Source organism: Planococcus chinensis, assembly GCF_020071995.1.
GTDB classification, from domain to species: domain Bacteria; phylum Bacillota; class Bacilli; order Bacillales_A; family Planococcaceae; genus Planococcus; species Planococcus chinensis_A.
Window position 1 is genome coordinate 1 of the sequence record NZ_JABWTK010000017.1, and the last position, 24,855, is coordinate 24,855.

General features: G+C 46.4%; 26 protein-coding genes. 25 read left to right on the forward strand and 1 reads right to left on the reverse strand.

From position 1 onward, the window contains the following. The first annotated feature begins 221 nt into the window (after window positions 1-221). The 11 genes from HU147_RS18065 to rsmI all read left to right on the forward strand — a co-directional run bounded on the left by HU147_RS18065 (window position 222) and on the right by rsmI (window position 11,088). On the forward strand, window positions 222-1,652 hold the full coding sequence (locus HU147_RS18065; RefSeq protein ID WP_224077494.1) for an aminotransferase class I/II-fold pyridoxal phosphate-dependent enzyme: 1,431 nt from the start codon (window positions 222-224) through the stop codon (window positions 1,650-1,652). A gap of 62 nt (window positions 1,653-1,714) precedes the next feature. Next, on the forward strand, window positions 1,715-3,247 hold the full coding sequence (gene ppx / locus HU147_RS18070) for an exopolyphosphatase (RefSeq protein ID WP_224077529.1): 1,533 nt from the start codon (window positions 1,715-1,717) through the stop codon (window positions 3,245-3,247). A gap of 53 nt (window positions 3,248-3,300) precedes the next feature. Further along, complete coding sequence (locus HU147_RS18075) at window positions 3,301-5,424, forward strand: RNA degradosome polyphosphate kinase (protein WP_317985529.1); 2,124 nt, start codon at window positions 3,301-3,303, stop codon at window positions 5,422-5,424. Between the two features lie 97 nt (window positions 5,425-5,521). Next, complete coding sequence (tmk, locus tag HU147_RS18080) at window positions 5,522-6,169, forward strand: dTMP kinase (RefSeq protein WP_224077495.1); 648 nt, start codon at window positions 5,522-5,524, stop codon at window positions 6,167-6,169. Window positions 6,170-6,288: 119 nt separating this feature from the next. Next, window positions 6,289-6,618 (forward strand): cyclic-di-AMP receptor, encoded by a 330-nt coding sequence (locus HU147_RS18085; RefSeq protein WP_036802096.1) that lies wholly within the window; start codon window positions 6,289-6,291, stop codon window positions 6,616-6,618. A gap of 202 nt (window positions 6,619-6,820) precedes the next feature. Continuing rightward, window positions 6,821-7,813, forward strand: coding sequence for a DNA polymerase III subunit delta' (holB, locus tag HU147_RS18090; RefSeq protein ID WP_224077496.1), 993 nt, complete (start codon window positions 6,821-6,823; stop codon window positions 7,811-7,813). A gap of 4 nt (window positions 7,814-7,817) precedes the next feature. Continuing rightward, window positions 7,818-8,630, forward strand: coding sequence for a PSP1 domain-containing protein (locus HU147_RS18095; protein ID WP_036802100.1), 813 nt, complete (start codon window positions 7,818-7,820; stop codon window positions 8,628-8,630). A gap of 11 nt (window positions 8,631-8,641) precedes the next feature. After that, window positions 8,642-9,001, forward strand: a complete 360-nt coding sequence (gene yabA, locus HU147_RS18100) for a DNA replication initiation control protein YabA (protein ID WP_036802102.1) — start codon at window positions 8,642-8,644, stop codon at window positions 8,999-9,001. Window positions 9,002-9,228: 227 nt separating this feature from the next. Then, window positions 9,229-9,966, forward strand: a complete 738-nt coding sequence (locus HU147_RS18105; RefSeq protein WP_224077497.1) for a tRNA1(Val) (adenine(37)-N6)-methyltransferase — start codon at window positions 9,229-9,231, stop codon at window positions 9,964-9,966. After that, entirely contained in the window at window positions 9,953-10,222 is a 270-nt protein-coding gene (locus HU147_RS18110) for a GIY-YIG nuclease family protein (protein ID WP_224077498.1), read from the forward strand. Before HU147_RS18105 ends, HU147_RS18110 begins: the two co-directional genes overlap by 14 nt. Beyond that, window positions 10,219-11,088: a 16S rRNA (cytidine(1402)-2'-O)-methyltransferase gene (rsmI, locus tag HU147_RS18115; protein WP_224077499.1), complete on the forward strand. Its 870-nt coding sequence runs from the start codon at window positions 10,219-10,221 to the stop codon at window positions 11,086-11,088. The genes HU147_RS18110 and rsmI overlap by 4 nt, the downstream gene beginning before the upstream one ends. A gap of 58 nt (window positions 11,089-11,146) precedes the next feature. Here the strand turns inward: rsmI and HU147_RS18120 are convergent, their stop codons facing one another. Continuing rightward, on the reverse strand, window positions 11,147-11,425 hold the full coding sequence (locus HU147_RS18120) for an AbrB/MazE/SpoVT family DNA-binding domain-containing protein (RefSeq protein ID WP_036802110.1): 279 nt from the start codon (window positions 11,423-11,425) through the stop codon (window positions 11,147-11,149). Between the two features lie 334 nt (window positions 11,426-11,759). On the opposite strand from HU147_RS18120, the gene metG reads away from it, so the two are divergent. The 14 genes from metG to pth all read left to right on the forward strand — a co-directional run bounded on the left by metG (window position 11,760) and on the right by pth (window position 24,765). Then, on the forward strand, window positions 11,760-13,724 hold the full coding sequence (gene metG / locus HU147_RS18125) for a methionine--tRNA ligase (RefSeq protein ID WP_224077500.1): 1,965 nt from the start codon (window positions 11,760-11,762) through the stop codon (window positions 13,722-13,724). 201 nt (window positions 13,725-13,925) lie between these two features. Next, window positions 13,926-14,696 (forward strand): TatD family hydrolase, encoded by a 771-nt coding sequence (locus HU147_RS18130; protein WP_224077501.1) that lies wholly within the window; start codon window positions 13,926-13,928, stop codon window positions 14,694-14,696. An 85-nt stretch (window positions 14,697-14,781) separates the two neighbouring features. After that, entirely contained in the window at window positions 14,782-16,128 is a 1,347-nt protein-coding gene (locus HU147_RS18135) for a G5 and 3D domain-containing protein (RefSeq protein WP_224077502.1), read from the forward strand. Window positions 16,129-16,238: 110 nt separating this feature from the next. After that, window positions 16,239-16,796 (forward strand): ribonuclease M5, encoded by a 558-nt coding sequence (rnmV, locus tag HU147_RS18140; protein WP_224077503.1) that lies wholly within the window; start codon window positions 16,239-16,241, stop codon window positions 16,794-16,796. Next, window positions 16,796-17,674 (forward strand): 16S rRNA (adenine(1518)-N(6)/adenine(1519)-N(6))-dimethyltransferase RsmA, encoded by an 879-nt coding sequence (gene rsmA, locus HU147_RS18145; protein ID WP_224077504.1) that lies wholly within the window; start codon window positions 16,796-16,798, stop codon window positions 17,672-17,674. The genes rnmV and rsmA overlap by 1 nt, the downstream gene beginning before the upstream one ends. Before the next feature lie 163 nt (window positions 17,675-17,837). Beyond that, window positions 17,838-18,101: a biofilm formation stimulator Veg gene (veg, locus tag HU147_RS18150; RefSeq protein ID WP_036802123.1), complete on the forward strand. Its 264-nt coding sequence runs from the start codon at window positions 17,838-17,840 to the stop codon at window positions 18,099-18,101. A 142-nt stretch (window positions 18,102-18,243) separates the two neighbouring features. Next, window positions 18,244-19,107, forward strand: coding sequence for a 4-(cytidine 5'-diphospho)-2-C-methyl-D-erythritol kinase (gene ispE / locus HU147_RS18155; protein ID WP_224077505.1), 864 nt, complete (start codon window positions 18,244-18,246; stop codon window positions 19,105-19,107). Window positions 19,108-19,163: 56 nt separating this feature from the next. Next, window positions 19,164-19,991 carry a pur operon repressor gene (gene purR, locus HU147_RS18160; RefSeq protein ID WP_224077506.1) on the forward strand — a complete coding sequence of 276 codons (828 nt, stop codon included), beginning with the start codon at window positions 19,164-19,166 and terminating at the stop codon, window positions 19,989-19,991. Between the two features lies 1 nt (window position 19,992). After that, entirely contained in the window at window positions 19,993-20,370 is a 378-nt protein-coding gene (locus HU147_RS18165) for a RidA family protein (protein ID WP_224077507.1), read from the forward strand. Between the two features lie 149 nt (window positions 20,371-20,519). Further along, entirely contained in the window at window positions 20,520-20,804 is a 285-nt protein-coding gene (gene spoVG / locus HU147_RS18170; RefSeq protein WP_036802131.1) for a septation regulator SpoVG, read from the forward strand. A gap of 195 nt (window positions 20,805-20,999) precedes the next feature. Further along, the gene (gene glmU, locus HU147_RS18175) at window positions 21,000-22,373 is read left to right on the forward strand and encodes a bifunctional UDP-N-acetylglucosamine diphosphorylase/glucosamine-1-phosphate N-acetyltransferase GlmU (RefSeq protein ID WP_224077508.1); all 1,374 of its coding nucleotides are present in this window, start codon (window positions 21,000-21,002) and stop codon (window positions 22,371-22,373) included. 18 nt (window positions 22,374-22,391) lie between these two features. Beyond that, window positions 22,392-23,360, forward strand: a complete 969-nt coding sequence (locus tag HU147_RS18180) for a ribose-phosphate diphosphokinase (RefSeq protein WP_036802134.1) — start codon at window positions 22,392-22,394, stop codon at window positions 23,358-23,360. Between the two features lie 92 nt (window positions 23,361-23,452). Then, the gene (locus HU147_RS18185; protein ID WP_224077509.1) at window positions 23,453-24,100 is read left to right on the forward strand and encodes a 50S ribosomal protein L25/general stress protein Ctc; all 648 of its coding nucleotides are present in this window, start codon (window positions 23,453-23,455) and stop codon (window positions 24,098-24,100) included. Between the two features lie 101 nt (window positions 24,101-24,201). Beyond that, a complete protein-coding gene (gene pth, locus HU147_RS18190; RefSeq protein WP_224077510.1) occupies window positions 24,202-24,765 on the forward strand; it encodes an aminoacyl-tRNA hydrolase in 564 nt (187 codons plus the stop codon). Window positions 24,766-24,855: the final 90 nt, after the last annotated feature.

Consider the following 24,855-nt stretch of genomic DNA (forward strand, 5'->3'; position numbering starts at 1 on the left):
TTAAGCTCTTTTGCGCCGATGGTAGTTGGGGGTTTCCCCCTGTGAGAGTAGGACATTGCTGGGCCAAGTAAAAAAAGCCGTTGCCGGTATTTCCGGCGGCGGCTTTTTTGTGTTTTCTTTTTTTATTTCTACCGGATGCTCTATGCCCAACAAACTGTTAAAGACGGGACATTCCGGTATAATGGACGTAATTCAAATAGAAGATGTAAGGATGGAGATTTATGACGCACCGCAGACCTTTAATTGATGCTTTAACTGCATTTCAACAACAGCAGCCGATTTCATTTCATGTACCGGGGCATAAAAACGGAGAGTTGTCGGCGTTGCCGTCCGAGATGCGATCAGCGCTGCCATACGATTTGACTGAAGTGACAGGCCTTGACGATCTTCATTATCCGGAAGAGGCTATTCAGGAGGCGCAGCAGTTGCTGGCGGAAGCTTACGGCGCAGACCAAAGTTTCTTTTTGGTAAACGGTTCGACAGTCGGCAATTTGGCGATGGTCTATGCGTCTTGCCAAGAAGGGGACATGGTCATCGTCCAGCGCAATGCACATAAGTCTATTTTCCACGCATTGGAGCTGGCAAAAGCACGTCCGGTGTATGTGGCGCCGGAGTGGGATGAGGAATCGCTGACAGCATCCGGTGTGGCATTTGCAGATATCACAGCAGCCGTAACAGCTCATCCCGAAGCGGCTGCCGTCATTTTGACCTACCCGAATTACTACGGCATGGCGACGGCCGGCTTAAAGGAAACCATTGCGTTTTGCCAGTCACAGGGAATGCCTGTATTGGTCGATGAAGCACACGGTGCCCATTTTCAAATCGGCACACCATTTCCTGCTTCTGCACTGGCATACGGCGCTGATGTTGTCGTCCATTCCGCGCATAAGACTTTGCCGGCCATGACGATGGGGTCTTTCTTACATATCCAAGGCGACTTGGTGAACAGAGAAAAAATCATAAAATACTTGCGGATGCTGCAGTCGAGCAGTCCGTCTTATCTTATTATGGCTTCGCTTGATGACGCACGCGCCTTTGTCGAAACCTATTCGCAGCCGGATATCCGGTATTTCGAAGACAAGCGGAAACAATTCATCAGAGGCCTGAAAAGCATTCCGAAGCTGGAAGTCTTTGAATCGGACGATCCGTTGAAGCTGATGCTCCGGGTGGAAGGCTATAATGGCTTCCAACTGAAGGCACAGCTGGAGAAAGCCGGAATCCATGCGGAATTGGCGGATCCTTATCAAGTGCTGCTGATTTTGCCTTTGCTAAAACAAATTCATGCCTATCCTTTTGCGGAAGTGCGAAAACGCGTGAAGGAAGCGGTAAGGGCACTGGATCAATACCCGAGAGATGCGCTTGCGGTAAAGATGCCGATTCAGCAGACTATCAGTGTTCCTGAAATTTCCTTCTCACAAATGGACACGGAGACCCGTGAATGGATTTCTTATAAAGCGGCGGTTGGGCGAATTTCTGCCGGCATGGTCGTCCCTTACCCGCCAGGCATTCCGTTGATTGTTCCAGGGGAAAAATGGACCCTCGAAAAGCTTGAAGGACTGGCCGATTATTTGGCAACTGGAGCGCAGATTCAAGGAGAACACCGGCTGGAAGAAAAATTAATCTGTGTGCTGCCTGAGATAAAAAGGCAATAAATGCTGAGAATTGGGTATGGTAAAGTATACGAAATTTTACAAGGCGGGATGTGGAGACTATGATGGACCAGGAAAAGTACGCCATTGTGGATATTGGATCGAATACGATGAGGCTCGTGATTTACTCGCGTGATAAAAGCGGCAGGCTGACAGAAAGCGAAAACGTCAAAGCGGTAGCGCGCCTGCGCAATTATTTGTCGGAAAGCGGAAAGCTGGAGCCGGAAGGAATGGATGTTTTAATACATACTCTTCAAGGCTTTCAGGAAGTGACGAGGCACCATAATCTCAATGAAGTCAGATGTGTTGCGACAGCTGCTATTCGGCAAGCCAATAACCAAGAAGAGATCTTGGATCGGGTGGAAAAGGAGACCGACTTTTCGATGCGGATTTTATCCGAATTCGAAGAAGCAAACTACGGTTTTTTGGCGGTCGTCAACTCCACGCCATTTGAAAGCGGGATTACGGTGGATATCGGGGGAGGCAGTACGGAAATCACGTATTTCCAGGAACGGAAGTTGATTTATTTCTATAGTTTTCCGTTTGGCGCCTTGTCGCTAAAACAGCAATTCGTCAAAAACGATGTACCGACTGCACAGGAATTAAAGGCGCTTCGGAAGTTTCTGAAAGAGCAGTTCAGCATTTTGCCTTGGCTGAAGAATAAGAAATTGCCTTTGATCGGCATCGGGGGAAGTGCGCGGAACCTGGCCCAGATTCATCAGGAACACATCGGCTATCCGGTAGCCGGTATCCATCAGTACATGATGTCCGAAAGCAATGTGAAAAGCGTCCATAGCATGCTGTTGGGCATGGACTTCTCAGAAATTCAGCGAGTGGAAGGGCTAACCAAAGACCGGGCGGATATTATCATTCCGGCCATCGAGGTGTTTGTCCACTTGATGGATTATATCGATACGGATACATTTGCCTTAAGCAGAAAAGGCTTGCGTGACGGCGTATTTTATGAAGAGATGATCAAAGATTTCGAGCTTTCCATTTTTCCGAATGTGCTGGAAGAAAGTTTTTATGAGCTGGCCAGCGATTTTGACATCAACCTTACACATGCCACCCATGTCACTGCGAATGCTACGATGATTTTCAGGGAACTGGAGAAATGCGGTGTCTTTTCTTTAGAGCCGAATGACACAAAATATATCCGCCTGGGCAGCGCCTTATACAACCTGGGTTCCTACATCGATGCAGAAGCGAGCCATCAGCATACGTTTTATTTATTGGCAAACCGCACCATTGACGGCTTGCTCCATAAAGACCGAATGACGGTGGCGCTGATTGCCTCCTTTAAAAACCGGGAAGTGTTTAAACGCAATGCAGCGATGTATGAGGATTGGTTCACAAAAGACGAACTGGCCAAATACAGCTTATTTGGCGCTATTGTAAAGCTGGCATACAGTTTAAATGCAACCAAGCGGGACATTATCAAGGATATCCAAATCGAAGCGTTAGACAATCAGGAACTGGTGTTTAAAATCCAATGCAACAGTGATTGGAAACCGGAGCAGTACCAAGCGGAAAAACAGAAGAAACATTTGGAAAAACAGCTGAAGAAATCCATTCAATTTCAATTTATGAAAAATTAATTGCTTCTAGGCTCTCCTAATCTGGCGAGAAAGCAAAAGTCTGACATGAAAAGGTGGTGGAACAGGTGCCGAACGTAAAGAAAACCGCCGTTAATCTGGATAACCCTTCTTATTACAATAATAGAGAACTCAGCTGGCTGGCATTTAACGAAAGGGTATTAAGGGAATCGTTGGATGAGCGCAACCCTTTGCTGGAGCGCTTTAAGTTTTTGTCGATTTTCAGCTCGAACCTCGATGAATTTTTCATGGTACGGGTGGCAGGCCTCCAGGATCAAGTCAAAGTGGGATTTGCCCGGCCAGAGAATAAGGCAGGGATGACACCGCGGCAGCAATTGAAGGAAATCGGCAATAAAACGCATGAGTTGGTGGAGTTGCAGTACAAAACTTTGCGCGATGTACTGCTCCCGCAAATGAAGCAGCATGGCGTCCGGATCCATAAAATGGACGAGTTGACCGAACGTGAGCTTAAGGAAATAGAAGCGTATTTTGATGAACTGGTATTTCCAGTGCTGACGCCGCTGGCGATTGATGCCTACAGGCCATTTCCGATGCTGTTGAACCGCAGCATCAACTTGGCCATTTTGCTGGAGGACCGGGATAAAGAAGCGGCTTCCCCGTTCAAGACAGCGATTGTCCAAATGCCGGCCGTACTGGACCGCTTTGTTTACTTGGACGACAAGGCGGGCAAAGAACGTTTTGTCTTGCTGGAAGACGTCATCCGGCATTTTATCAGCAAATTGTTCCAAGGGTTTAAAGTGGTGTCGGCATCTGTTTTTCGGATTACGCGCAATGCCGATATGACCATTCATGAAGAAGGCGCCCGCGACTTGCTGAAAGAAATTGAAGAAGAGCTGAGGAAGCGCAAATGGGGGGCGGCTGTCCGCCTGGAAGTGCAAAAAGAAGGCATTGATCCTGAGATGCTCACGTATTTAACCGAAGCGCTTGAAATCAATAAAAAAGACGTTTATGAAGTAGAAGGTCCAATCGATTTGACTTTGTTTTTCAACTTCTATAAAAAAATGGAGAAAACCCACAAAAAGCTTGTCTACGAAAAACGAATTTCACAGCCGCCCCGCGATTTGGCTTCCGATGAAGACATTTTCGATCAAGTGGCTGAACAGGATATCTTTTTGCACCACCCTTATGAATCGTTCGGGCCTGTCGTGGAGTTTATGTCAAAAGCTGCTGATGACCCGGATGTTCTGGCGATCAAGCAGACACTGTACCGGGTAAGCGGTGATTCGCCCATTATCAAAGCTTTGAAAAGAGCAGCTGAAAACGGAAAACAAGTCACGGTGCTGGTGGAATTGAAAGCCCGATTTGACGAAGAAAACAATGTCCAATGGGCAAAAGAATTGGAACAGGCTGGGTGCCACGTCATTTATGGCATCACGCATTTAAAAACCCATAGCAAAATCACGCTCGTTGTACGCAAAAAAGACGGACAGATTGCCCGTTTCGTGCATTTGGGGACCGGCAACTACAATGATCAAACGGCAAAAATCTACACCGATATGAGCCTTTTCACTTCCGACCGGGAATTCGGTGTGGATGCGACGAACTTCTTCAATTATTTGAGCGGCTATACGGAAAAACCGGCATTCCATCGATTGTCCGTGGCGCCTTTCAGTATCCGCAAAGATTTTTTGGAGATGATTGAAGCGGAAATCAAGCACCACCGCAAATCCAATAATGGCCTCATCATTGCAAAGATGAACTCGCTTACGGACAAAGCCATCATTAAGAAGTTGTACGAAGCTTCGATCGAAGGGGTGCGCGTGGATTTGATTGTAAGAGGCATTTGCTGCTTGCGCCCCGGCATCAAAGGAGTCAGCGAACACATCCGGGTCCGAAGCATTGTCGGCAGATTGCTCGAACACAGCCGGGTCTATTATTTCTATCATAACGGGGAAGAAAAGACGTTTTTGTCTTCAGCCGATATGATGACGCGGAATATGGAAAACCGCATTGAAATTCTCTTTCCGGTTCATAGCCGCCGGATCAAAAAACAAGTGAAGCATGTGCTGGAAATGGCTTTGAAGGACAATGTCAAAGCGCGCGAACAAGATGCATCCGGACAATACCATTACGTGAAAAGAAAAGACGGCGACAAGGAAATCAACAGCCAGCTGCAATTGTACAATGAAGCGTATCAAGTGGCAGAAGACGAGGAATGAGCCTGATTGAAGTTTTTGATCAGGCTTTATTTGCCTGTAAATGCTCAGTTTCCTGTATAGTGGAAGAATAACAACATCAAGAAAACGGGTGAAACGAATGGGTTATTTAATTACGCTGGAAGGCGGAGAAGGTGCAGGGAAATCGAGCATCTTAACACGTTTGGCTTCTGCGCTGGAAAAGCAGGGACATACAGTAGTTTGCACAAGGGAACCGGGCGGCATCGAAATCGCGGAACAAATCCGGAAAGTGATTCTCGACCGGGAGAATGTCCAAATGGATCCACGGACAGAGGCCCTATTGTATGCAGCTGCCAGAAGACAGCATTTAGTGGAACGCATCATACCGGCTATGAAAGCGGGAAAAGTCGTGCTATGCGACCGTTACATAGACAGCAGTTTGGCATATCAGGGTCACGCGAGAGGTCTTGGCATAGAAGAGATTTACGCTATCAATAAATTTGCCATCAATGAATACATGCCGGATTTAACGCTTTATTTTGATGTAGAGCCGGCCGTCGGGCTTGCCCGCATCGAAAAAGACGCCGGCCGTGAAGTGAACCGGCTGGATGTGGAGTCGTTGAAATTCCATGAAGCGGTGCGTGAAGGCTATCAGCTGCTTGTTCGGCAGGATCCGGAGCGGATCAAAGTCGTAGACGCTGGAAACAGCATGGATCAGGTATTTGCGGATGCGTTCTATCGTGTCACGGAATTTATCGGAACAGACGGAAAACCCGGGAATCGCTGACAGCGTTGGGCTGGGTTTGATCGGGTATTGGAAGGGGCGGCCGCAGGAAAGATATGCGGCGTCCCCCTTTCTTCATGGTATACTTATATAGAAGGAATACGAAAAAGGAGTGAGTGCTGATGAAACTCGTTGTTGCAGTTGTGCAAGATCAAGATAGTAATCGTTTATCCAATGCGTTAACCAAAAATGATTTCCGGGCTACTAAACTTGCCAGTACTGGAGGGTTCTTGCGCTCAGGGAATACCACTTTTTTGATTGGTGTTGAAGACGGCCTGGTGCCGAATTTAATGGATTTAATCCGGGACAACTGCCGTTCACGTGAACAAATGGTTGCACCTGTTTCGCCGATGGGCGGAAATGCAGATTCATATATTCCATATCCAGTTGAAGTGGAAGTAGGCGGCGCGACGATTTTTGTCTTGCCAATTGAGCAATTCCATCATTTTTAAGTGTTCTTAAAAACGCTTGATGCGTGAAGCGATAAAGTGAAACTTCAACCGGCGGGGATTTTTGTTCTTCACCGGTTGGCAGTTGATCCAAATGGACGTTTACGGACAGTTTGTCTTCGGTATATAGGGATAAAGAATAGAGGAATCCCGTGCTCCGTCTGGAACACGGGATTTTTTACAAAGGCTGAATGAAGGTGAAAGTGTGCAAAAGACCATCGAAGAATTCCAGGAGATGCAGCCAGTGGTCATGAAAAGGCTTCAAGGCGCATACGCAAAAGACCGAATGGCTCACGCTTATTTGTTTGAGGGGCCGGCAGGGTCAGGGCTCACGGAAGTGACGCACTTTTTTGTGAAACTGCTGCTTTGTGAACATCCAGTACAAAATGTTCCATGTGAAACATGCCGAAGCTGCCAGCTTTACAATTCCGGAAACCATCCGAGCATCGTGTTCATTGAGCCGGATGGCCAAAACATCAAAATCGATCAAATACGCGAATTGATTTTCAATATGAATAAAACGGGTTTTAGTACAGGCCGTAAAATATATGTGATTCAAGATGCAGACCGCATGAACAATGCCTCTGCCAATGCATTGCTGAAGTTTTTAGAAGAACCGGAAATGAACGTCACGGCGATTTTGTTGACGGAGCGCTTGAATGCCATCATGACAACGATTCGTTCACGCTGCCAGCTGGTGTCGTTTCAGCCGCTGTCACGGCCGAAAATGATGGAGCGGCTGGTCGGCGACAGAATGACGGCATCACTTGCTGCGACGGTCAGCATGCTGACGCAAAACTTGGACGAAGCGAAAGAGCTGGCTGCAGATGAAGCTTTCATTCAACAGCGCAAAGTTGTGTTAAAATTAGTGGAAGCTGTAAACAGCAATGTCCATGAAGCTCTTTTGTTGCTGCAATCGGAATGGCTTCCAGTATTTAAAGAAAAAGAAGATACCGAAAGAGGGCTCGACATGTTATTATTTGCATATCGGGACATCGCTTCGGTAAAAGCGGGTCTTGAAACTGCTCGAACTTATCCAGATATGGATGAACTATGGAAACAGATGGCGCTTCAGCGTTCATATCCCGTGCTTTCCAAGCAATTGCAGGCTGTTTTGCAGGCCAAGCAGCAATTGCCGCGCAATATGAACCGAACGCTGCTGATGGAGCAGTTAATGCTGAACCTGCAGGAGGGATAAGCAAGTGTACAATGTAATTGGTGTCCGCTTTAAGAAAGCGGGTAAAATATATTATTTCGACCCTGGCGAGTTTGCGATCCAAAAAGACGATTACGTCATCGTAGAAACGGCAAGAGGGATTGAATACGGCAAAGTGGTCGTACCGGTCAAAACAGTGGAGGAGCACGATGTCGTGCTTCCCTTAAAACAAGTGGTCCGTGTTGCAAGTGAACGGGACCGCCAGCAAGTAGAAGAAAACCGCTTGGAAGCCGGACGTGCTTTTGAGATGGGAACGCAAAAAATTGAAGAGCACCGGCTGGAAATGAAGCTGGTGGACGTGGAATACACATTTGACCGCAACAAAGTCATCTTTTATTTCACAGCGGAAGGGCGTGTCGACTTCCGCAACCTGGTAAAAGATCTGGCTTCTATTTTCCGGACGCGTATCGAATTGCGCCAAATCGGCGTACGGGATGAAGCAAAAATGCTGGGAGGCATCGGCCCTTGTGGACGGATGCTGTGCTGTTCGACGTTTTTGGGCGATTTTGAGCCCGTGTCGATCAAAATGGCAAAAGACCAGAATTTGTCGCTGAATCCTTCGAAGATCTCCGGGTTATGCGGACGCTTGATGTGCTGCCTGAAATACGAGAACGATGAATACGAAACGGCGAAAAAAGAAATGCCGGACGTTGGCACCCGGGTTTCTACGCCGGATGGCGATGGCCGTGTCGTAGGCATGAATATATTGGAACGTGTGTTGAAGATTCGCTTAACTGAGCAGGAACAGACATTAGAATACTCATTAAGTGAGATAATGGGCCAAGGAACGAGAGCGTGAGGTGGTTTTAAGTGAAAGAGAAAAACTTTTTGGACACGGTCATGGATTTCGAGCAGCAGCTCGAATCCATCCAAGAACAGTTTCGGGAATTGAAAGCCGTAGTTGCTCATACGATGGAAGAACATCATGCATTGCAATTGGAGAACCATCATTTGCGGGCGAGATTGGATGAACTCCATCAAGCGGTTCCGGAAACAGCTGCAGTGGATCCGATAAAATTGAAAAAAGCAGCTATGGATATCGGAGAAGGCTACGATAACTTGGCGCGTTTGTACCACGAAGGCTATCATGTATGCCATGTACATTTCGGCAGCTCAAGAAAAGGCGACGATTGCCTGTTTTGTTTATCTTTCTTAAATAAACAAAACTAAAGAAAAGCGGAAGCGCCTGGGCAGCTCCGAACAGCTTAAGGTAGACTGCCGAAGCGGCTCTTTGCCGCACAGGCGGGCTGCCTTAAGACCCGAGGAGCTAGGCGCTGCAGCTGGACATACAGAAAAGCGGAAGCGCCTGAGACCTGGGTGCTGGAGCAAAACAAACAGAAAAGGCTTCCGACACCCCGTGTGGCGGCAGCCTTTTCCTGTGTATAGGAGGTGAAAACATGTTGTTGGATGACGAAAGACTGGATTATTTGCTGGCGGAAGACTTGCGCATCATTCAAAGTCCGTCGGTATTTTCATTTTCATTGGACGCTGTACTGCTGGCGCGTTTTGCGTATGTGCCGTTAAAACGAGGGAAAATTGTCGATTTATGTACCGGCAACGGAGCCATTCCGTTGTTTTTAAGCGCCCGTACAGAATCCGCCATTATCGGCGTGGAACTTCAGGAGCGGCTTGTCCATATGGCCCAAAGAAGCGTCGAGTACAATGGGCTTGAAGAACAGATCCGGATCATTGAAGGAGATGTGAAGGAAATTCCCGCACGCCTCGGCGTTGAAAAATTTGATGTGGTGACATGCAATCCCCCTTATTTCCCTGCGCATGAATTGAGCGACAAAAACCTCAGTGAACATATGGCGATTGCCCGCCATGAAATCCATTTAACATTGGACGAATCGGTCCAGGCAGCCAGCAAGCTGTTGAAACAGGGAGGCAAAGCTGCTTTTGTGCACCGTTCCGGACGGCTGATCGATATCATCACTGCGATGCGGGCCAACCGGCTGGAGCCAAAGCGGGTCCGCTTGGTGTACCCGAAAGCGGGAAAAGAAGCGAATACATTATTGATTGAAGGCATTAAAGACGGCAAGCCGGACTTGAAAATTCTGCCGCCGCTGATTGTATACGGAGAAAACGGGGAATATACAGAAGAAGTGAGAGAACTGCTTTATGGAAACGAATAACCATTATTTTTATGTCCTTGAATGTGCCGATGGTTCCTACTATGCAGGGTATACGAATGATCTGCAAAAACGGCTGGAAGCCCATAACGCAGGAAAAGGGGCAAAATACACACGAGCCAAAGGTCCGGTCGAAATGATCCACCATGAAAGTTTCGATACGAAATCCGCTGCGATGAAAGCGGAATATGCCTTCAAGCAATTATCAAAACCACAAAAAATTCACTATATTGCTGAAGGAAAGGAAGATGGCAAATGAAATCCCAAAAAAGCTTTATGGAAAACAAAGCGACTCTGTACTTAGTGGCGACGCCGATCGGCAATTTGGAAGACATGACTGTACGCGCGATCCGTGTCTTAAAAGAAGTGGATGTCATAGCCGCAGAAGACACCCGCAATACAAAAAACCTGTGCAATTATTTCGATATCCAAACCAAGCTGGTCAGCTACCATGAGCATAACCAGGACAGCGGAGGCTTTAAAATCCTCTCCTATTTGAATGAAGGCAAGTCCGTCGCTTTGGTAAGCGACGCTGGCATGCCTTGCATTTCTGATCCCGGCGAGGATATCGTACGGCGGGTGGTGGAAGAAGATTATCCGGTGGTTCCGGTTCCGGGAGCGAATGCCGCTCTCAGTGCATTGATTGCTTCCGGCATTGCTCCGCAGCCGTTTCTGTTTTACGGATTTTTATCGCGCCACAAGAAAGACCGCCAAGCGGAACTGGAAACCTTGAGCCAAAAAGAAGAGACCTTGATTTTTTACGAAGCGCCTCACCGCTTGAAGGACAGTTTAAAAAGCATCCAAAAAGCCTTTGGCGATGAACGGAAAATCACCTTGGCCCGGGAAGTCACGAAAAAATTTGAGGAATTTTTGCGGGGAACCGTGGAAGAAGCCGTCGAGTGGGCAGAGGCGAATACTATACGAGGAGAATTTTGCCTTGTACTAGAAGGAAATGCTTCGCCGGATGTTGCAGAAATCGAGCAATGGTGGGAGCATTTGTCCATTGCCGACCATGTAACAGAACTAATGGAAAAAAAGCAATTGACGTCCAAAGAAGCCATTAAACAAGTATCGCATGAGCGGAATTTGCCGAAGCGTGAAGTTTACCAGGCTTATCATATCTAAAACATCCCATGCAAAAAAACCGGAACGCAACAGCGCTCCGGTTTTTATTGGCTTAAGCTTATTTTTTCAAGTTATTTTGAATTTCTTTTACCAGCATCTCTGCACCTTCAGGGCTTAAGATCAACTTGCCGCCAACCAGCTGCATGTTGTCATCAGATACTTCCCCAGTTACGGCACAAGTCATATTTGGCAAATATTTTTTCAAGATAATTTTATCGTCGTCAACGTAGATCTCCAATGCATCTTTCTCTGCAATTCCTAGAGTACGGCGCAATTCAATCGGAATTACCACACGGCCTAATTCGTCAACTTTACGTACAATTCCTGTCGATTTCATAATAATAATCTCCCTTCAAATTTGTCGGATGTTTTTCGTCAAAATTCGACATTTACCACTTCCTGTCATAAATCATACCAAGTACTGGCAATTTGGTCAATAAAAAACTATCGGCTTTATAATAAATTTTCTTATTAATTAATAATAAAGTGATTAATAAAGGATTTTTTATCACAATTTTGTCCTTCTATTGGATTATGAAATGAAACGGTAATATTTCACAATGTTCTAACTTCTTCGTCATTGTCGAAAAAAGCCTCAGAATCGAAAGATTGTACAATATTGGGGACTTCGTTAAAATAAGAACTATACAAACAAACTGGAGGAATTTTTCGTGACTGCTAACAATAACACTTTTTATCTGACCACCCCGATTTATTATCCAAGCGGAAAATTCCATATTGGGACTGCTTATACAACGGTCGCTTCCGATGCTATGGCCCGTTACAAGCGCTTGCGCGGTTTTGATGTCCGGTTCCTGACCGGAATGGACGAACACGGCCAGAAAATTGAAGAAAAAGCACAGGAAGCCGGTCTTGCGCCACAGGCATATGTGGACGACATGGCAGCTTCCGCTAAGCAAGTTTGGTCGGTAATGGACATCACGTATGATGACTTTATCCGCACAACAGAAGAACGCCACAAAAAAGGCGTCGAAAAGATTTTCCAAACATTTTTGGATAACGGCGATATTTACAAGGGCGAATACGAAGGCTGGTACTGTACGCCATGCGAGTCGTTCTATACAGAAGCCCAGCTAGTGGACGGCAATTGCCCGGACTGCGGCCGCCCGGTCCACAAAGTGAAAGAAGAATCGTATTTCTTCAATATGAAAAAATACGCGGACCGCTTGCTTGATTACTACGAAAACAATGTAGAATTCATCGAACCGGAATCCCGCAAAAATGAAATGATCAACAACTTCATCAAGCCGGGACTGGAAGACTTATCGGTATCCCGAACGTCATTTGACTGGGGCATCCCGGTTCCTGGAGATCCAAAGCATGTGATTTACGTATGGGTGGATGCTTTGTCCAACTATATTACGTCACTTGGCTATGGTTCCGATGATGACTCACTCTTCAACAAATACTGGCCGGCAGATGTCCATGTAGTCGGTAAGGACATCGTCCGTTTCCATACGATCTATTGGCCGATTTTCCTGATGGCGCTTGATTTGCCGCTGCCGAAGAAAATCTTCGCGCATGGGTTCATCATGATGAAAGACGGAAAAATGTCGAAATCAAAAGGCAATGTGGTGTATCCTGAAATGCTCGTGGAACGCTACGGCTTGGATGCAACACGCTATTTCTTATTGCGTGAACTGCCGTTTGGTTCAGACGGGGTATTTTCACCGGAATCATTTGTAGAACGCACAAACTTTGACCTTGCAAATGACTTAGGGAACTTGTTGAACCGGACCGTTTCGATGATCAACAAGTATTTCGGCGGCGAAATTCCGCAGCTCCACGGAGAAGCTACAGAATTCGATGCCGCTCTGCAAGAAGTGGCGAAGCAGACGGTCGAGGTATATGAACAGCACATGGAAAAAATGCAGTTTAGCATCGTATTGAGCGAGGTGTGGGCGCTTATTTCCCGCACGAATAAATACATCGATGAAACAAAGCCATGGGTATTGGCTAAAGACGAAGCGCTGAAAGGCCAATTGGCTACTGCGATGGCTCATTTGGCAGAAAGTCTGCGCATGACAGCGGTTATGCTGCAGCCGTTCTTGCCGAATGCACCGAAACAAATCGTCGAACAGCTTGGCCTGAATGAAGAGGCGCTGGCTTGGGAGACACTTCAAAGCTTTGGCCACATTCCAGAAGGCACAAAAGTTGTTTCAAAAGGCACTCCGATCTTCCCGCGCCTTGAAGTAGAACCGGAAGTGGCTTATATCCGCGATCAGATGCGCGGAGATATGCCGGCAGAAGAAGAAGTGGTGGAAGAGATCGTTGAAGAAGTGCCGGACGTACCGGAAATCAGCATTGATGAATTCATGAAAGTGGATTTGCGGGTAGCGACTGTAACGGCCAGCGAACCGGTGCCGAAAACATCGAAACTGCTGAAATTGCAGCTCGACCTCGGCTATGAACAGCGCCAAGTGGTATCCGGCATTGCGGAACACTATAAACCGGAAGAACTGGTCGGCAAAAAAGTCGTCGTTGTGGCTAATTTGAAACCTGTAAAATTGCGCGGCGAATTGTCTCAAGGGATGATTTTAGCCGGTGAGAAAAACGGGTATTTAACACTCGCTGCAGTAGATCAAAAACTGCCGAACGGAGCACAGATTAAATAAATCACGAAGCATATAACGCAATTTGGAAAGGGCTGTCTACGCGACAGCCCTTTTTTATTTTGGATTTTATTAGGCGAAAAACGCCGTTCTCAATTTATTTGTTATCTAAATAACATGTTTTGTTATCTAAATGTAATATTGGTGTGAAGAAAGAAACGAAGGAAACGATTAAAATAAGGTTTAATGTGAGGAGAGAGCGTTATGTACATTGATACCCATGTCCATTTAAATGCAGACCAGTACGACGAAGATTTAAATGAAGTAATCGACAGAGCTTTAGAAAACAATGTTACAAAAATGATTGTCATTGGGTTTGATCGCAAAACGATTGAACGTGCAATGGAGCTTGCCGAGAAACATGAGTTTATATATGCCGTAGTCGGATGGCATCCGGTTGATGCCATCGATTGCACAGAAGAAGATTTAAAATGGATCGAAGAATTGGCAGCCCACGACAAAGTAGTCGGCATCGGCGAAACGGGCTTGGATTACTACTGGGATAAATCCCCGAAAGAAATCCAGCAGGAAGTGTTCCGCAAGCAAATCCGGCTCGCGAAAAAAGTCCAATTGCCGATTATCATCCATAATCGAGACGCGACAGAAGACGTGCTGCGCATCTTGAAAGAAGAAGAAGCCCATGAAGTAGGGGGCGTCATGCACTGCTTCGGCGGCAGCGTCGAAACAGCGCGCGAAAGCATCGCCATGAACTTTATGATTTCACTTGGCGGACCGGTTACGTTTAAAAATGCCAAAAAGCCAAAAGAAGTAGCAACAGAAATCCCCTTGGAGCACTTGATGATAGAAACGGATGCACCGTACCTTGCACCGCATCCTTACCGGGGAAAACGCAATGAACCATCTTATGTCCCACTTGTCGCGGAAGAAATTGCCCGTTTAAAAGGCATTTCGGCAGAAGAAGTCGGCCGCATCACGACACGGAACGCAGAGCAGTTTTTCAAGCTCAGCCAATAATCATCAAAAGAGAACAGGCCCATTTTGTTTGACACAGTAAAATCGAGTCTATATAATCACTCAGGTGAATAAGGAGGAGTTATTTTTGACGAAGAATCTAGAAAATAATAACAAGAAATCAAGTTTATATAGTGGGAAATCTTTAGCGGTGGCGATTGCCACTGTTTTAATGTTTGCGGCTGTTTTGACGTTTGCCATTTATGAAGGCACAAAAAATACAGTGAAAATGACAGCGAACGGCGAAACAACGGAAGTCAAAACCCATGCCGACACCATTGGGGCATTTTTGGAAGAACAGGAAATTCAAGTAGGCAAAGACGATTACTTGAGCCATTCTGCAGATACAGCCATTAAAGAAGATGTAGCACTTGAATGGGATCAGGCCGAACAATACACAGTATCAGTTGACGGCAAAGAAACAGCGGCTTGGACAACAGAGAATACCGTGAAGGAAATTTTGGCAAAAGCGAATGTTGAAGTGACGGAACATGATAAAATTACCCCTGCATTAGAAGAAGAAGTAGATGAGGATACAGCAATTTCTGTTGAAAAAGCCTATGAAGTAACACTTGTCGATGGCTTGAAAGAGAAAAAAGTATGGTCCACTTCGACTACGGTCGCTGACTTTTTAAAACAGAACAAAATTACGCTAGGCGAACTTGACCGCGTTGAAAACGGAATGGAAGAAAAAGTGGTTCCGAATTCCAAAGTCCAAGTCGTTCGTGTAGAAAAGGTCACCGATGTAGTGGAAGATTCTGTGAAATTTGCAGTAGAAACGAAGAAAGATGCCGGTCTATTGAAAGGACAGGAAAAACTTGTCCAAAAAGGCCAAAACGGCGTTGTAGCTAAAACATATGAAGTGGTTAAAGAAAACGGCAAAGAAGTAAAACGTGCCCTTAAAAGCGAAAAAACAGTGAAAGCACCGACGAAGCAAGTAAAAGCAGTCGGCACAAAAGTAATGGTTGCCAGCGCTTCACGCGGCACGACTGCCAAAGCATCAGCGAAAAAAGAAACAGCAGCTCCTGTTCAAGTAGCAGCTGCGAAAAAAGAAGCGCCTGCTAAAGCAGCAGCGCCTGAGAAAAAAGCGGAGCCTTCAAGAAAAGCTTCCGCAGCATCTACGACAGCTGCAGCGCCATCAGGCGGCAAAGAGTTCTACGTATCGGCTACAGCTTATACAGCTAGCTGTGCAGGATGCTCAGGTATTACAGCTACAGGCATTAACTTGAAAGCCAACCCTGGCCTTAAAGTCATTGCAGTAGACCCGAACGTGATTCCGCTTGGCTCAAAAGTGTATGTTGAAGGCTACGGCTATGCAGTAGCTGGAGATACAGGCGGCGCAATCAAAGGAAACAAAATTGATTTGTTCGTGGCCAATCACTCAGATGCGATTGCATTTGGGCGCAAGCAAGTAAAAGTAACCATCCTAAACTAATAAGGAGCAGATGGTCAAGGCTTTCTTGGGAATTCCCCGGGAAAGCCTTTTACTATTCTACCCGGCTGTGTGTAAAATAAAACAAGAATCGCGGGAAATGAGGAACAACCATGAACATTAAAGAGATTATTATAGTAGAAGGAAAAGATGATACTGTGGCAGTTAAGCGCGCAGTAGGGGCAGATACACTGGAAACAAATGGTTCTGCCATTTCAAAAGAGACTTTGGAGCGGATCGCCCATGCACAGGAGAAACGCGGCGTCATTGTTTTTACCGATCCCGATTATCCCGGACGGCGAATCCGTGCTATTATTGAAGAACATGTGCCAGGGGTGAAACACGCCTTTTTAGCCAAAGAAAAAACGCTTGCCAAAAACGGCAAAGGCCTCGGCATTGAACATGCAAAGGACGAAGACATTCGAGCGGCTTTAGCTGCTGTATATACACCGCGCCAGACAGAACAAGCAATTGAAATAACAATGGAGGATTTGATTGACGCAGCACTCGTCGCTCATCCTCAAGCGAAACTGCGCAGAACCCGTTTAGGGGCCATGCTTCAAATCGGCTATACAAACGGCAAACAGCTTCAGAAAAGGCTCCATATGTTCGGCATTACGAAAAAACAATTTATTGAAGCTGTGCAAGCGCTAAACCAGGAGGAACTTTAATGACGAAAGATATTGCAACACCTATACGTACGCAGGAAATTATGGCGAAACACGGCTTGACCGTCAAGAAAAGCCTTGGCCAGAACTTCCTGATCGACCCGAACATTCTGCGGAAAATTGTCGGCAAAGCGAATTTGACCAAACAGTCCGCTGCCATTGAAATCGGTCCGGGGATCGGTGCTTTAACCGAACATTTAGCAAGAGAAGCGGGCAAAGTACTGGCCTTTGAAATCGATCAGCGCCTGTTGCCCGTACTCGCAGATACCTTATCGCCCTATAACAATATTTCCATTATCCATTCGGATATTTTAAAAGCCGATGTCGAGAAAGCCATCAATGAAGAACTGACTGGCTACGAAGACATTGTGGTCGTGGCAAATTTGCCGTATTACGTGACTACACCGATCATCATGAAACTGCTTCTTGAAAAGCTGCCGATCCGCGCGCTCGTGGTCATGCTCCAGAAAGAGGTAGCAGAGCGCATCACGGCACAGCCGGGCACCAAGGCTTACGGTTCGTTGTCTATCGCGATTCAGTACTACACAGAAGCGGAAATGGCATTAACGGTGCCGAAGACGGTCTTTATGCCGCAGCCCAATGTCGATTCGGCTGTTATCCGCATGATCAAGCGTCCCGAACCCCAGGTAAAAGTCATTAATGAAGATTTCTTTTTCCAAGTGACCCGAGGTTCATTTGTTCAGCGCCGCAAAACGATCTTGAACAACTTGCAAACGGCTATGCCGAACGGCAAAGAGAAAAAAGAACTGATTTTAAAGGCGCTGGAAGAAGCGGAAATTGATCCATCGCGCCGTGGAGAAACTCTATCTATCAAAGAATTCGGCTTATTGGCGGATAAATTATATCCATATTTCTCCTAAAACCTTTCATTTTGTTACAGTTATGGCACATCTTTTTTAAAGGGACAGGTATTTCGGATAAAAAAATATTGACATCTTATACACTTCGCTGATAAAATTAGAAATTTACTTGACTGGACGGTCAATTTCTGGTAGACTTTGTCTATAGTGAGGTGTAGACAAGATGCCCAAAACTTTGGCGGATATTAAAAAATCGTTGGACCTACATATTGGAAAACGGTTGATTTTAAAGGCAAATGGAGGACGTAAGAAAACGGTCGAACGCGCCGGAATCTTGCGAGAAACATATCACTCGGTGTTCGTAATTGAACTTGATCAAGATGAGCATTCATTTGAACGTGTGTCTTACAGCTACGCAGACATCCTGACAGAAGCAGTGGAAATTGTTGTCTATGAAGGAACAGAAGAAGAACTTGTTGTTAAATAATGAACGGTATTCATATTGTTTTTGAAACTCACAGCCCGTTGCTTCAACGGCTGTGAGTTTTTTTGTTTATTTTCTCCATTTTTCCCCAAGCGCGCTTCATGTGTTAAAATAATCTTCATCAGAATATAAAGGAGGCAGTGGGATGCTCTACGTGAAGGCGCCTGCCAAAATCAATTTAACGTTAGATGTTTTACATAAGCGCCCCGATAACTATCATGAGATCGAAATGATCATGACGACAGTCGACTTGGCTGATCGGATCGGGTTGAAAGCAACGGAAAGTGGAATCTTTATCGAATCCGCAGACCGCTTTGTTCCAAATGATTCCCGCAACTTGGCTTACCAGGCCGCCCAGTTGTTAAAAGATACGTATAACATCAAATCAGGGGTCATCATTTCGCTGGACAAACAAATTCCAGTTGCTGCTGGACTGGCAGGAGGAAGCAGCGATGCAGCTGCGACTTTAAAAGGCCTAAACCAATTATGGCAATTAAATCTGTCCCTCGATGAACTGGCGGAACTCGGAGCGAAGATCGGTTCAGACGTATCTTTTTGCGTCTACGGTGGGACGGCTTTAGCCAAAGGCCGTGGAGAAATTATTCAGGAGCTGCCGGCACCGCCCAACTGCTGGGTGATTTTAGCGAAACCGACCATTGGCGTCTCCACCGCGGAAGTATACGGGGCATTCGACGCTAAAAAAGCCGAGCACCCGAATACGCAGGAAATGATCCAAGCGCTTTCAGCCGGCGATTACAATGCGATGTGCGCCAACTTAGGCAATGCCCTGGAAAGCGTCACGTTGAATTTGTATCCGGAAGTTGCCCAGATTAAAGAACAGATGAAGAAATTTGGAGCAGACGCCGTATTGATGAGTGGAAGCGGCCCGACCGTATTTGGGCTCGTGCAGCAGGAAGCCCGGATTCCGCGCATCTACAATGGCCTGAGAGGTTTTTGTGCCGAAGTTTATGCGGTCCGTTTGATCGGTGAACGGGAGCCACTTGCTTAAATACGTACATTTATGGTAAATTTTCTATAAATCATTCGTATTTAGGAGCGTGTATTATGAAGTGGAAGCGCAGTGAACGGTTAGTTGATATGACACATTATCTTTTGGACCATCCACATAAGTTAATTCCCCTTACATATTTTTCAGATCTCTATGAATCCGCCAAATCGTCAATCAGTGAAGATTTAGGGATTGTCAAAGAGACGTTTGAAGAAAAAGGGATCGGGCTGTTAATGACAGTGCCTGGAGCAGCTGGCGGCGTGAAGTATGTGCCAAAGCTCCATAAAGAGGAAATCAAGGCCATCATGGCAGAATTGATGGAGGAGCTTAGCCATTCCGACCGGCTTTTGCCAGGGGGCTATTTGTACATGACCGATGTACTCGGCAACCCGAACATGATGAACCGGGTTGGCAAAGTTTTTGCGTCCGCTTTTGCGGATGCAAAAGTTGATGTCATCATGACAGTGGCGACCAAAGGGATTCCGATTGCCCATGCCATTGCCCGCCATTTGAATGTGCCGGTTGTGATTGTTCGAAGAGACAGCAAAGTGACGGAAGGCTCGACCGTCAGCATCAATTATGTGTCGGGTTCTTCCCGGCGCATCCAGACGATGGTGCTGTCAAAACGCAGCATGAAGAGTGGACAGCGGGTTCTCATCACCGATGACTTTATGAAAGTCGGCGGAACGATGAACGGCATGAAAAACTTGCTGGAAGAATTCGATTGTACGCTGGCAGGAGTAGCTGTATTGGTGGAAGCACAGCATTCCGACGAGCGCCTTGTTGAAAAATACTTGTCGCTTGTTAAACTGCACGAAGTCAGCGAGAAAGAGCGGACGATTGCATTGGAAGAAGGAAACTATTTTACGAATGGAGGAATTTAAGATGAAATTTGTAGCGACAGACAAAGCAGCGGCGGCCATTGGGCCTTATTCACAAGGAGTTATTTCCGGGGAAATGTTTTACAGTTCAGGCCAGATTCCATTGACGCCTTCAGGGGAAATGGTCGAAGGCTCAATCGTTGAACAGGCACATCAGGTGTTTGCCAACTTGAAAGCCATCCTGGCAGAAGCCGGCTCTTCTTTGGAAAACGTCATCAAAACCACGGTCTTTATTAAAGACATGAATGATTTTGCGGCGCTTAACGAAGTGTATGCTTCTTATTTCGGCGATCATAAGCCCGCCCGCTCGACGGTTGAAGTGGCGCGCTTGCCGAAAGACGCAAAAGTGGAAATCGAAGTCATTGCAAAAATTACAGCGTAAAACCATCCTTCGGGGTGGTTTTTATTTGCCTGAAATTATTAATGAAATTTTCTAATAAATACTGTAATTTTTGAAGGAGATTAGTCCCTTGTATCGAATTACATATATTAGCAACACAAAATGCATCCAAGAGGAAAGGTGGTGACACAATGGAAGTAACCGACGTAAGGCTTCGGCGTGTGCAAACAGACGGCCGGATGCGGGCAATCGCTTCCATCACACTGGACAACGAGTTTGTTGTGCATGATATTCGGGTGATTGACGGCAATGAAGGATTGTTTGTCGCGATGCCAAGCAAGCGGACACCGGACGGAGAATTCAGGGATATTGCCCATCCAATCAATTCCGGGACACGCAACAAGCTTCAAGAAGCGATCTTAGCCGCATACCACCAAAGCGAAAATGACCCGGTCTTTGAAGAAGCCGGTGTTTAAATGCGCCATCTCAGGAGCCTTCTATTGCAGATAGGGCTCTTTTTTTTGTCCTCTTTCTGAGAATGTCATGGTATTGTCATGCTCGGAAACCTTGAAAAATCAAGGTTATTCCGCTATAGTCAATAAGGAAAAGCTAAAATATCCACTATATGAATGAAATAGATAACAAATCACTTGATTGGAGGACCTGACTACATGACGAATACATATGCAGTAGTATTAGCCGCTGGCCAAGGCACGCGGATGAAGTCAAAACTTTACAAAGTGCTTCACCCTGTTTGCGGTATGCCGATGGTAGAGCATGTCACCAATAACGTGGCACAGCTCGGCGTCGAAAAGATTGTCACAATTGTCGGCCATGGCGCTGAAAAAGTAAAAGAACAATTAGGCTCGAAAAGCGAGTATGCGTTGCAGGAAGAACAGCTGGGAACAGCCCATGCCGTGCAGCAAGCTGCTTCTTTGATTGAAGGGCTGTCTGGCACGACTTTGGTGGTTTGCGGAGATACACCGCTGATTCGTCCGGAAACGATGCAATCCTTGCTTGACCATCATGCTGAAACGAGTGCAAAAGCGACAATTTTGACGGCAATTGCCGACAATCCGGCTGGTTATGGCCGTATTTTGCGCGACGAATCCGAAAGCGTCTCCAAGATCGTTGAGCAGAAAGATGCCTCGATTGAAGAGCAAAAAGTGAAAGAGATCAATACAGGCACGTATTGCTTCGACAATGAGGCATTATTTGAAGCGCTGAAATTGGTATCCAACAACAACGCGCAAGGCGAATATTACTTGCCGGATGTTATTGAAATCCTTCAAAAACAAGGCGAAGTAGTGGCAGCGTATGCAACAGACAGCTTTGATGAAACACTTGGCGTCAACGACCGGGTGGCATTAAGCCAAGCTGAAAGTATTATGCGCGCCCGTATTGCTGAAAAGCATATGCGTGCAGGCGTCACGATCATCGACCCGGCAACAGCTTATATCAGCGCTGAAGCGGTAATCGGTGCTGATACGGTGCTTCAGCCGAATGTCATCATCGAAGGCAATACCGTAATCGGTGAAGACTGCTTGATTTCGTCGAACAGCCATATTGAAAACAGTATTATCGGAGACCGTACAGTTATCCGATCATCGCATGTATACGACAGCACAGTTGGCAACGATACGGCTGTCGGCCCTTATGCACATCTTCGTCCGCAGACTCAACTGGGCGATGAAGTGAAAATCGGCAATTTTGTCGAAGTGAAAAAATCAGAGCTTGGAAATGGCAGCAAAGTTTCGCACTTGAGCTATATCGGAGATGCCAGCGTCGGCAGCAACGTCAACATTGGCTGTGGAACGATTACCGTCAATTACGACGGCAAGAACAAATTCCTTACGACAATTGAAGATGACTCGTTTATCGGCTGCAATTCGAATTTGATTGCCCCAGTTACCATCGGCAAAGGCTCTTACGTAGCTGCAGGATCCACCATCTCTAAAAACGTGCCTAGCGATGCGTTAGCGATCGCCCGTGCACGTCAAGAAAATAAAGAAGGCTATGTCACTAAATTAAACTCAAGAAAATAATAGGAGGCTACACACGAAATGAGTTATCAAATTGATGCAGCAACCACTAAGATGAAAATTTTCGCTTTGAATTCGAACCAGAAGTTAGCGGAGGAAATTGCCGAACATATCGGCCTGCCGCTTGGAAAAAGTTCAGTTACCCACTTCAGCGATGGGGAAATCCAGATTAATATTGAAGAAAGTATCCGTGGCTGTGATGTTTTCATCGTGCAATCGACTTCTGAGCCGGTCAACGAGAATTTAATGGAACTGCTGATCATGATTGATGCAGTAAAACGTGCCTCTGCCCGTACTGTAAACGTCGTAATGCCTTATTACGGCTATGCCCGCCAAGACCGTAAAGCGCGTTCACGCGAACCGATTACTGCGAAATTGGTGGCCAACCTTCTGGAAACAGCAGGAGCAACCCGCGTCATTGCACTTGATTTGCATGCGCCTCAAATCCAAGGATTCTTTGATATCCTGATTGACCACTTAGTGGCTGTACCTCTTCTTTCAGATTATTTCTTGAACGACAGCGGCATCGATTTGGACAACGTCATTATCGTTTCACCGGACCATGGTGGGGTAACGCGTGCCCGCAAGATGGCGGACCGCCTGAAAGCGCCGATTGCCATCATTGACAAGCGCCGCCCGCGTCCAAACGTGGCGGAAGTTATGAACATCGTCGGGAATGTAGACGGCAAAACGGCTATCATCATCGATGACATCATCGATACAGCCGGGACCATCTCCATTGCGGCAAGTGCGTTAGTTAAGAGCGGAGCAAAAGAAGTATACGCTTGCTGTACGCACCCGGTACTTTCTGGCCCTGCGGTAGGACGGATCAACGACTCCGTTATTAAAGAATTGATTGTAACCAACTCCATCGCCTTGCCGGAAGAAAAGAAATCTCCGAAAATCAAACAGCTTTCTGTAGCTAAGTTAATGGCCGAAACCATCGTTCGCGTCCATGAACAAAAATCTGTCAGCACCTTGTTTGATTGATCTGAATACATGCTTATTAGTCCTTTAGGTTTGGTTTTCCTGCAGCAGGGTAAATAGCTGTTATGGACAACTAAACTGGAGGATGAGTGTATATGACATCAAAAATATCAGTACAAAAAAGAGAAGCGGGTACACCGCATTCTAAATTAACGGAACTGCGCGGACAGGGAATCGTGCCTGGCGTCGTTTACGGCTACCAGACAGAAACTACGCCTGTAGCAGTTTCTGAAATCGACTTGATTAAAACCTTACGTGAATCCGGACGCAACGGGGTTATTAACCTGGAACTGGATGGCAAAACCTTAAACGTGGTATTGAGCGATTTCCAGCGTGACGCTTTGAAAGGCAGCTTCGAACACGTTGACTTTTTGGCAGTCAATATGTCAGATGAGCTTGAAGTAGCTGTCGCTGTACATTTGATCGGCGAATCACCTGGAGAAAAAGAAGGCGGCGTAGTCAACCAGCCTAACCGCGAAGTAACAATCAAAGTGAAGCCGGCTGATATTCCGGATGCGCTTGAAGTCGACGCAGCAAACCTTGCGATCGGCGACACAGTGACAGTCGGCGATATCCGCGGAACGGTTTCCTATGAAATCCTGGATGAAGATGACTTTATCCTTGTCTCTGTAACAGCTCCGCGTACGCAGGATGAACTGGATGAGCTTGAAACACCTGCAGGTGAAGATGCTGAACCGGAAGTAATCGGCGGCGAACCGGAGAATGACCAAAAAGAAGAGTAATCAAAGAAAATACAGGGGCTGTCTAGCGACAGTCCCTATTTTTCTGTTTTAAAGCTTAATATGATAAAATAATTAGCAGGAAAAAGAAAAGGAAGATTCTTATGAAACTGATTATTGGCTTGGGGAATCCCGGCAAAACATATGAACAGACGCGGCACAATATTGGGTTTAAAGTGATTGATTATCTGGCTTCTAAATGGAGTGCGCCTTTGACGCAGACGAAGTTCAAAGGGATGTATTCGATTATTCACCGGCCTGAAGGCAAAGTCATGCTGTTAAAGCCGCTGACTTACATGAACTTGTCCGGAGAAAGTGTCGGAGCGTTGATGGATTATTACGATATCGCCATTGAAGACATTGTTGTCATCTACGACGATCTGGATTTGCCGACGGGCCAGCTCCGGCTGCGCCAAAAAGGCAGTGCAGGGGGACATAACGGCATCAAGTCGCTGATTCAGCATTTAGGGACGCAGCAGTTCAACCGCATCCGCATCGGCATCAGCCGTCCACCGGCAGGCATGAAAGTTCCGGATTATGTCTTGTCGCGTTTTTCGGACAACGAAATCCCGGAAGTGGCAGAAGCGGTCAAGCAAAGCGCAGAAGCGTGTGAGCTATGGCTGTCGAAAGCATACCCGGAAGTCATGAATAACTTTAATGGATCATAAATTCGCTTTGGCGCTGTTGGCGTTCAGAGCTTTTTTCTGTTTCCGCCATACTGATCGATCTACTCACTTACCTTGAAAGGAGGAATCTAA

Bases quoted from the DNA above. Each gene is read 5' to 3' on its own strand.
- HU147_RS18065 (WP_224077494.1), top strand. From the start codon at position 222: ATGACGCACCGCAGACCTTTAATTGATGCTTTAACTGCATTTCAACAA.
- ppx (WP_224077529.1), top strand. From the start codon at position 1,715: ATGGACCAGGAAAAGTACGCCATTGTGGATATTGGATCGAATACGATG.
- tmk (WP_224077495.1), top strand. From the start codon at position 5,522: ATGGGTTATTTAATTACGCTGGAAGGCGGAGAAGGTGCAGGGAAATCG.
- HU147_RS18085 (WP_036802096.1), top strand. From the start codon at position 6,289: ATGAAACTCGTTGTTGCAGTTGTGCAAGATCAAGATAGTAATCGTTTA.
- HU147_RS18105 (WP_224077497.1), top strand. From the start codon at position 9,229: ATGTTGTTGGATGACGAAAGACTGGATTATTTGCTGGCGGAAGACTTG.
- HU147_RS18110 (WP_224077498.1), top strand. From the start codon at position 9,953: ATGGAAACGAATAACCATTATTTTTATGTCCTTGAATGTGCCGATGGT.
- rsmI (WP_224077499.1), top strand. From the start codon at position 10,219: ATGAAATCCCAAAAAAGCTTTATGGAAAACAAAGCGACTCTGTACTTA.
- HU147_RS18120 (WP_036802110.1), bottom strand. From the start codon at position 11,425: ATGAAATCGACAGGAATTGTACGTAAAGTTGACGAATTAGGCCGTGTG.
- HU147_RS18130 (WP_224077501.1), top strand. From the start codon at position 13,926: ATGTACATTGATACCCATGTCCATTTAAATGCAGACCAGTACGACGAA.
- rnmV (WP_224077503.1), top strand. From the start codon at position 16,239: ATGAACATTAAAGAGATTATTATAGTAGAAGGAAAAGATGATACTGTG.
- rsmA (WP_224077504.1), top strand. From the start codon at position 16,796: ATGACGAAAGATATTGCAACACCTATACGTACGCAGGAAATTATGGCG.
- veg (WP_036802123.1), top strand. From the start codon at position 17,838: ATGCCCAAAACTTTGGCGGATATTAAAAAATCGTTGGACCTACATATT.
- ispE (WP_224077505.1), top strand. From the start codon at position 18,244: ATGCTCTACGTGAAGGCGCCTGCCAAAATCAATTTAACGTTAGATGTT.
- purR (WP_224077506.1), top strand. From the start codon at position 19,164: ATGAAGTGGAAGCGCAGTGAACGGTTAGTTGATATGACACATTATCTT.
- HU147_RS18165 (WP_224077507.1), top strand. From the start codon at position 19,993: ATGAAATTTGTAGCGACAGACAAAGCAGCGGCGGCCATTGGGCCTTAT.
- spoVG (WP_036802131.1), top strand. From the start codon at position 20,520: ATGGAAGTAACCGACGTAAGGCTTCGGCGTGTGCAAACAGACGGCCGG.
- glmU (WP_224077508.1), top strand. From the start codon at position 21,000: ATGACGAATACATATGCAGTAGTATTAGCCGCTGGCCAAGGCACGCGG.
- HU147_RS18180 (WP_036802134.1), top strand. From the start codon at position 22,392: ATGAGTTATCAAATTGATGCAGCAACCACTAAGATGAAAATTTTCGCT.
- HU147_RS18185 (WP_224077509.1), top strand. From the start codon at position 23,453: ATGACATCAAAAATATCAGTACAAAAAAGAGAAGCGGGTACACCGCAT.
- pth (WP_224077510.1), top strand. From the start codon at position 24,202: ATGAAACTGATTATTGGCTTGGGGAATCCCGGCAAAACATATGAACAG.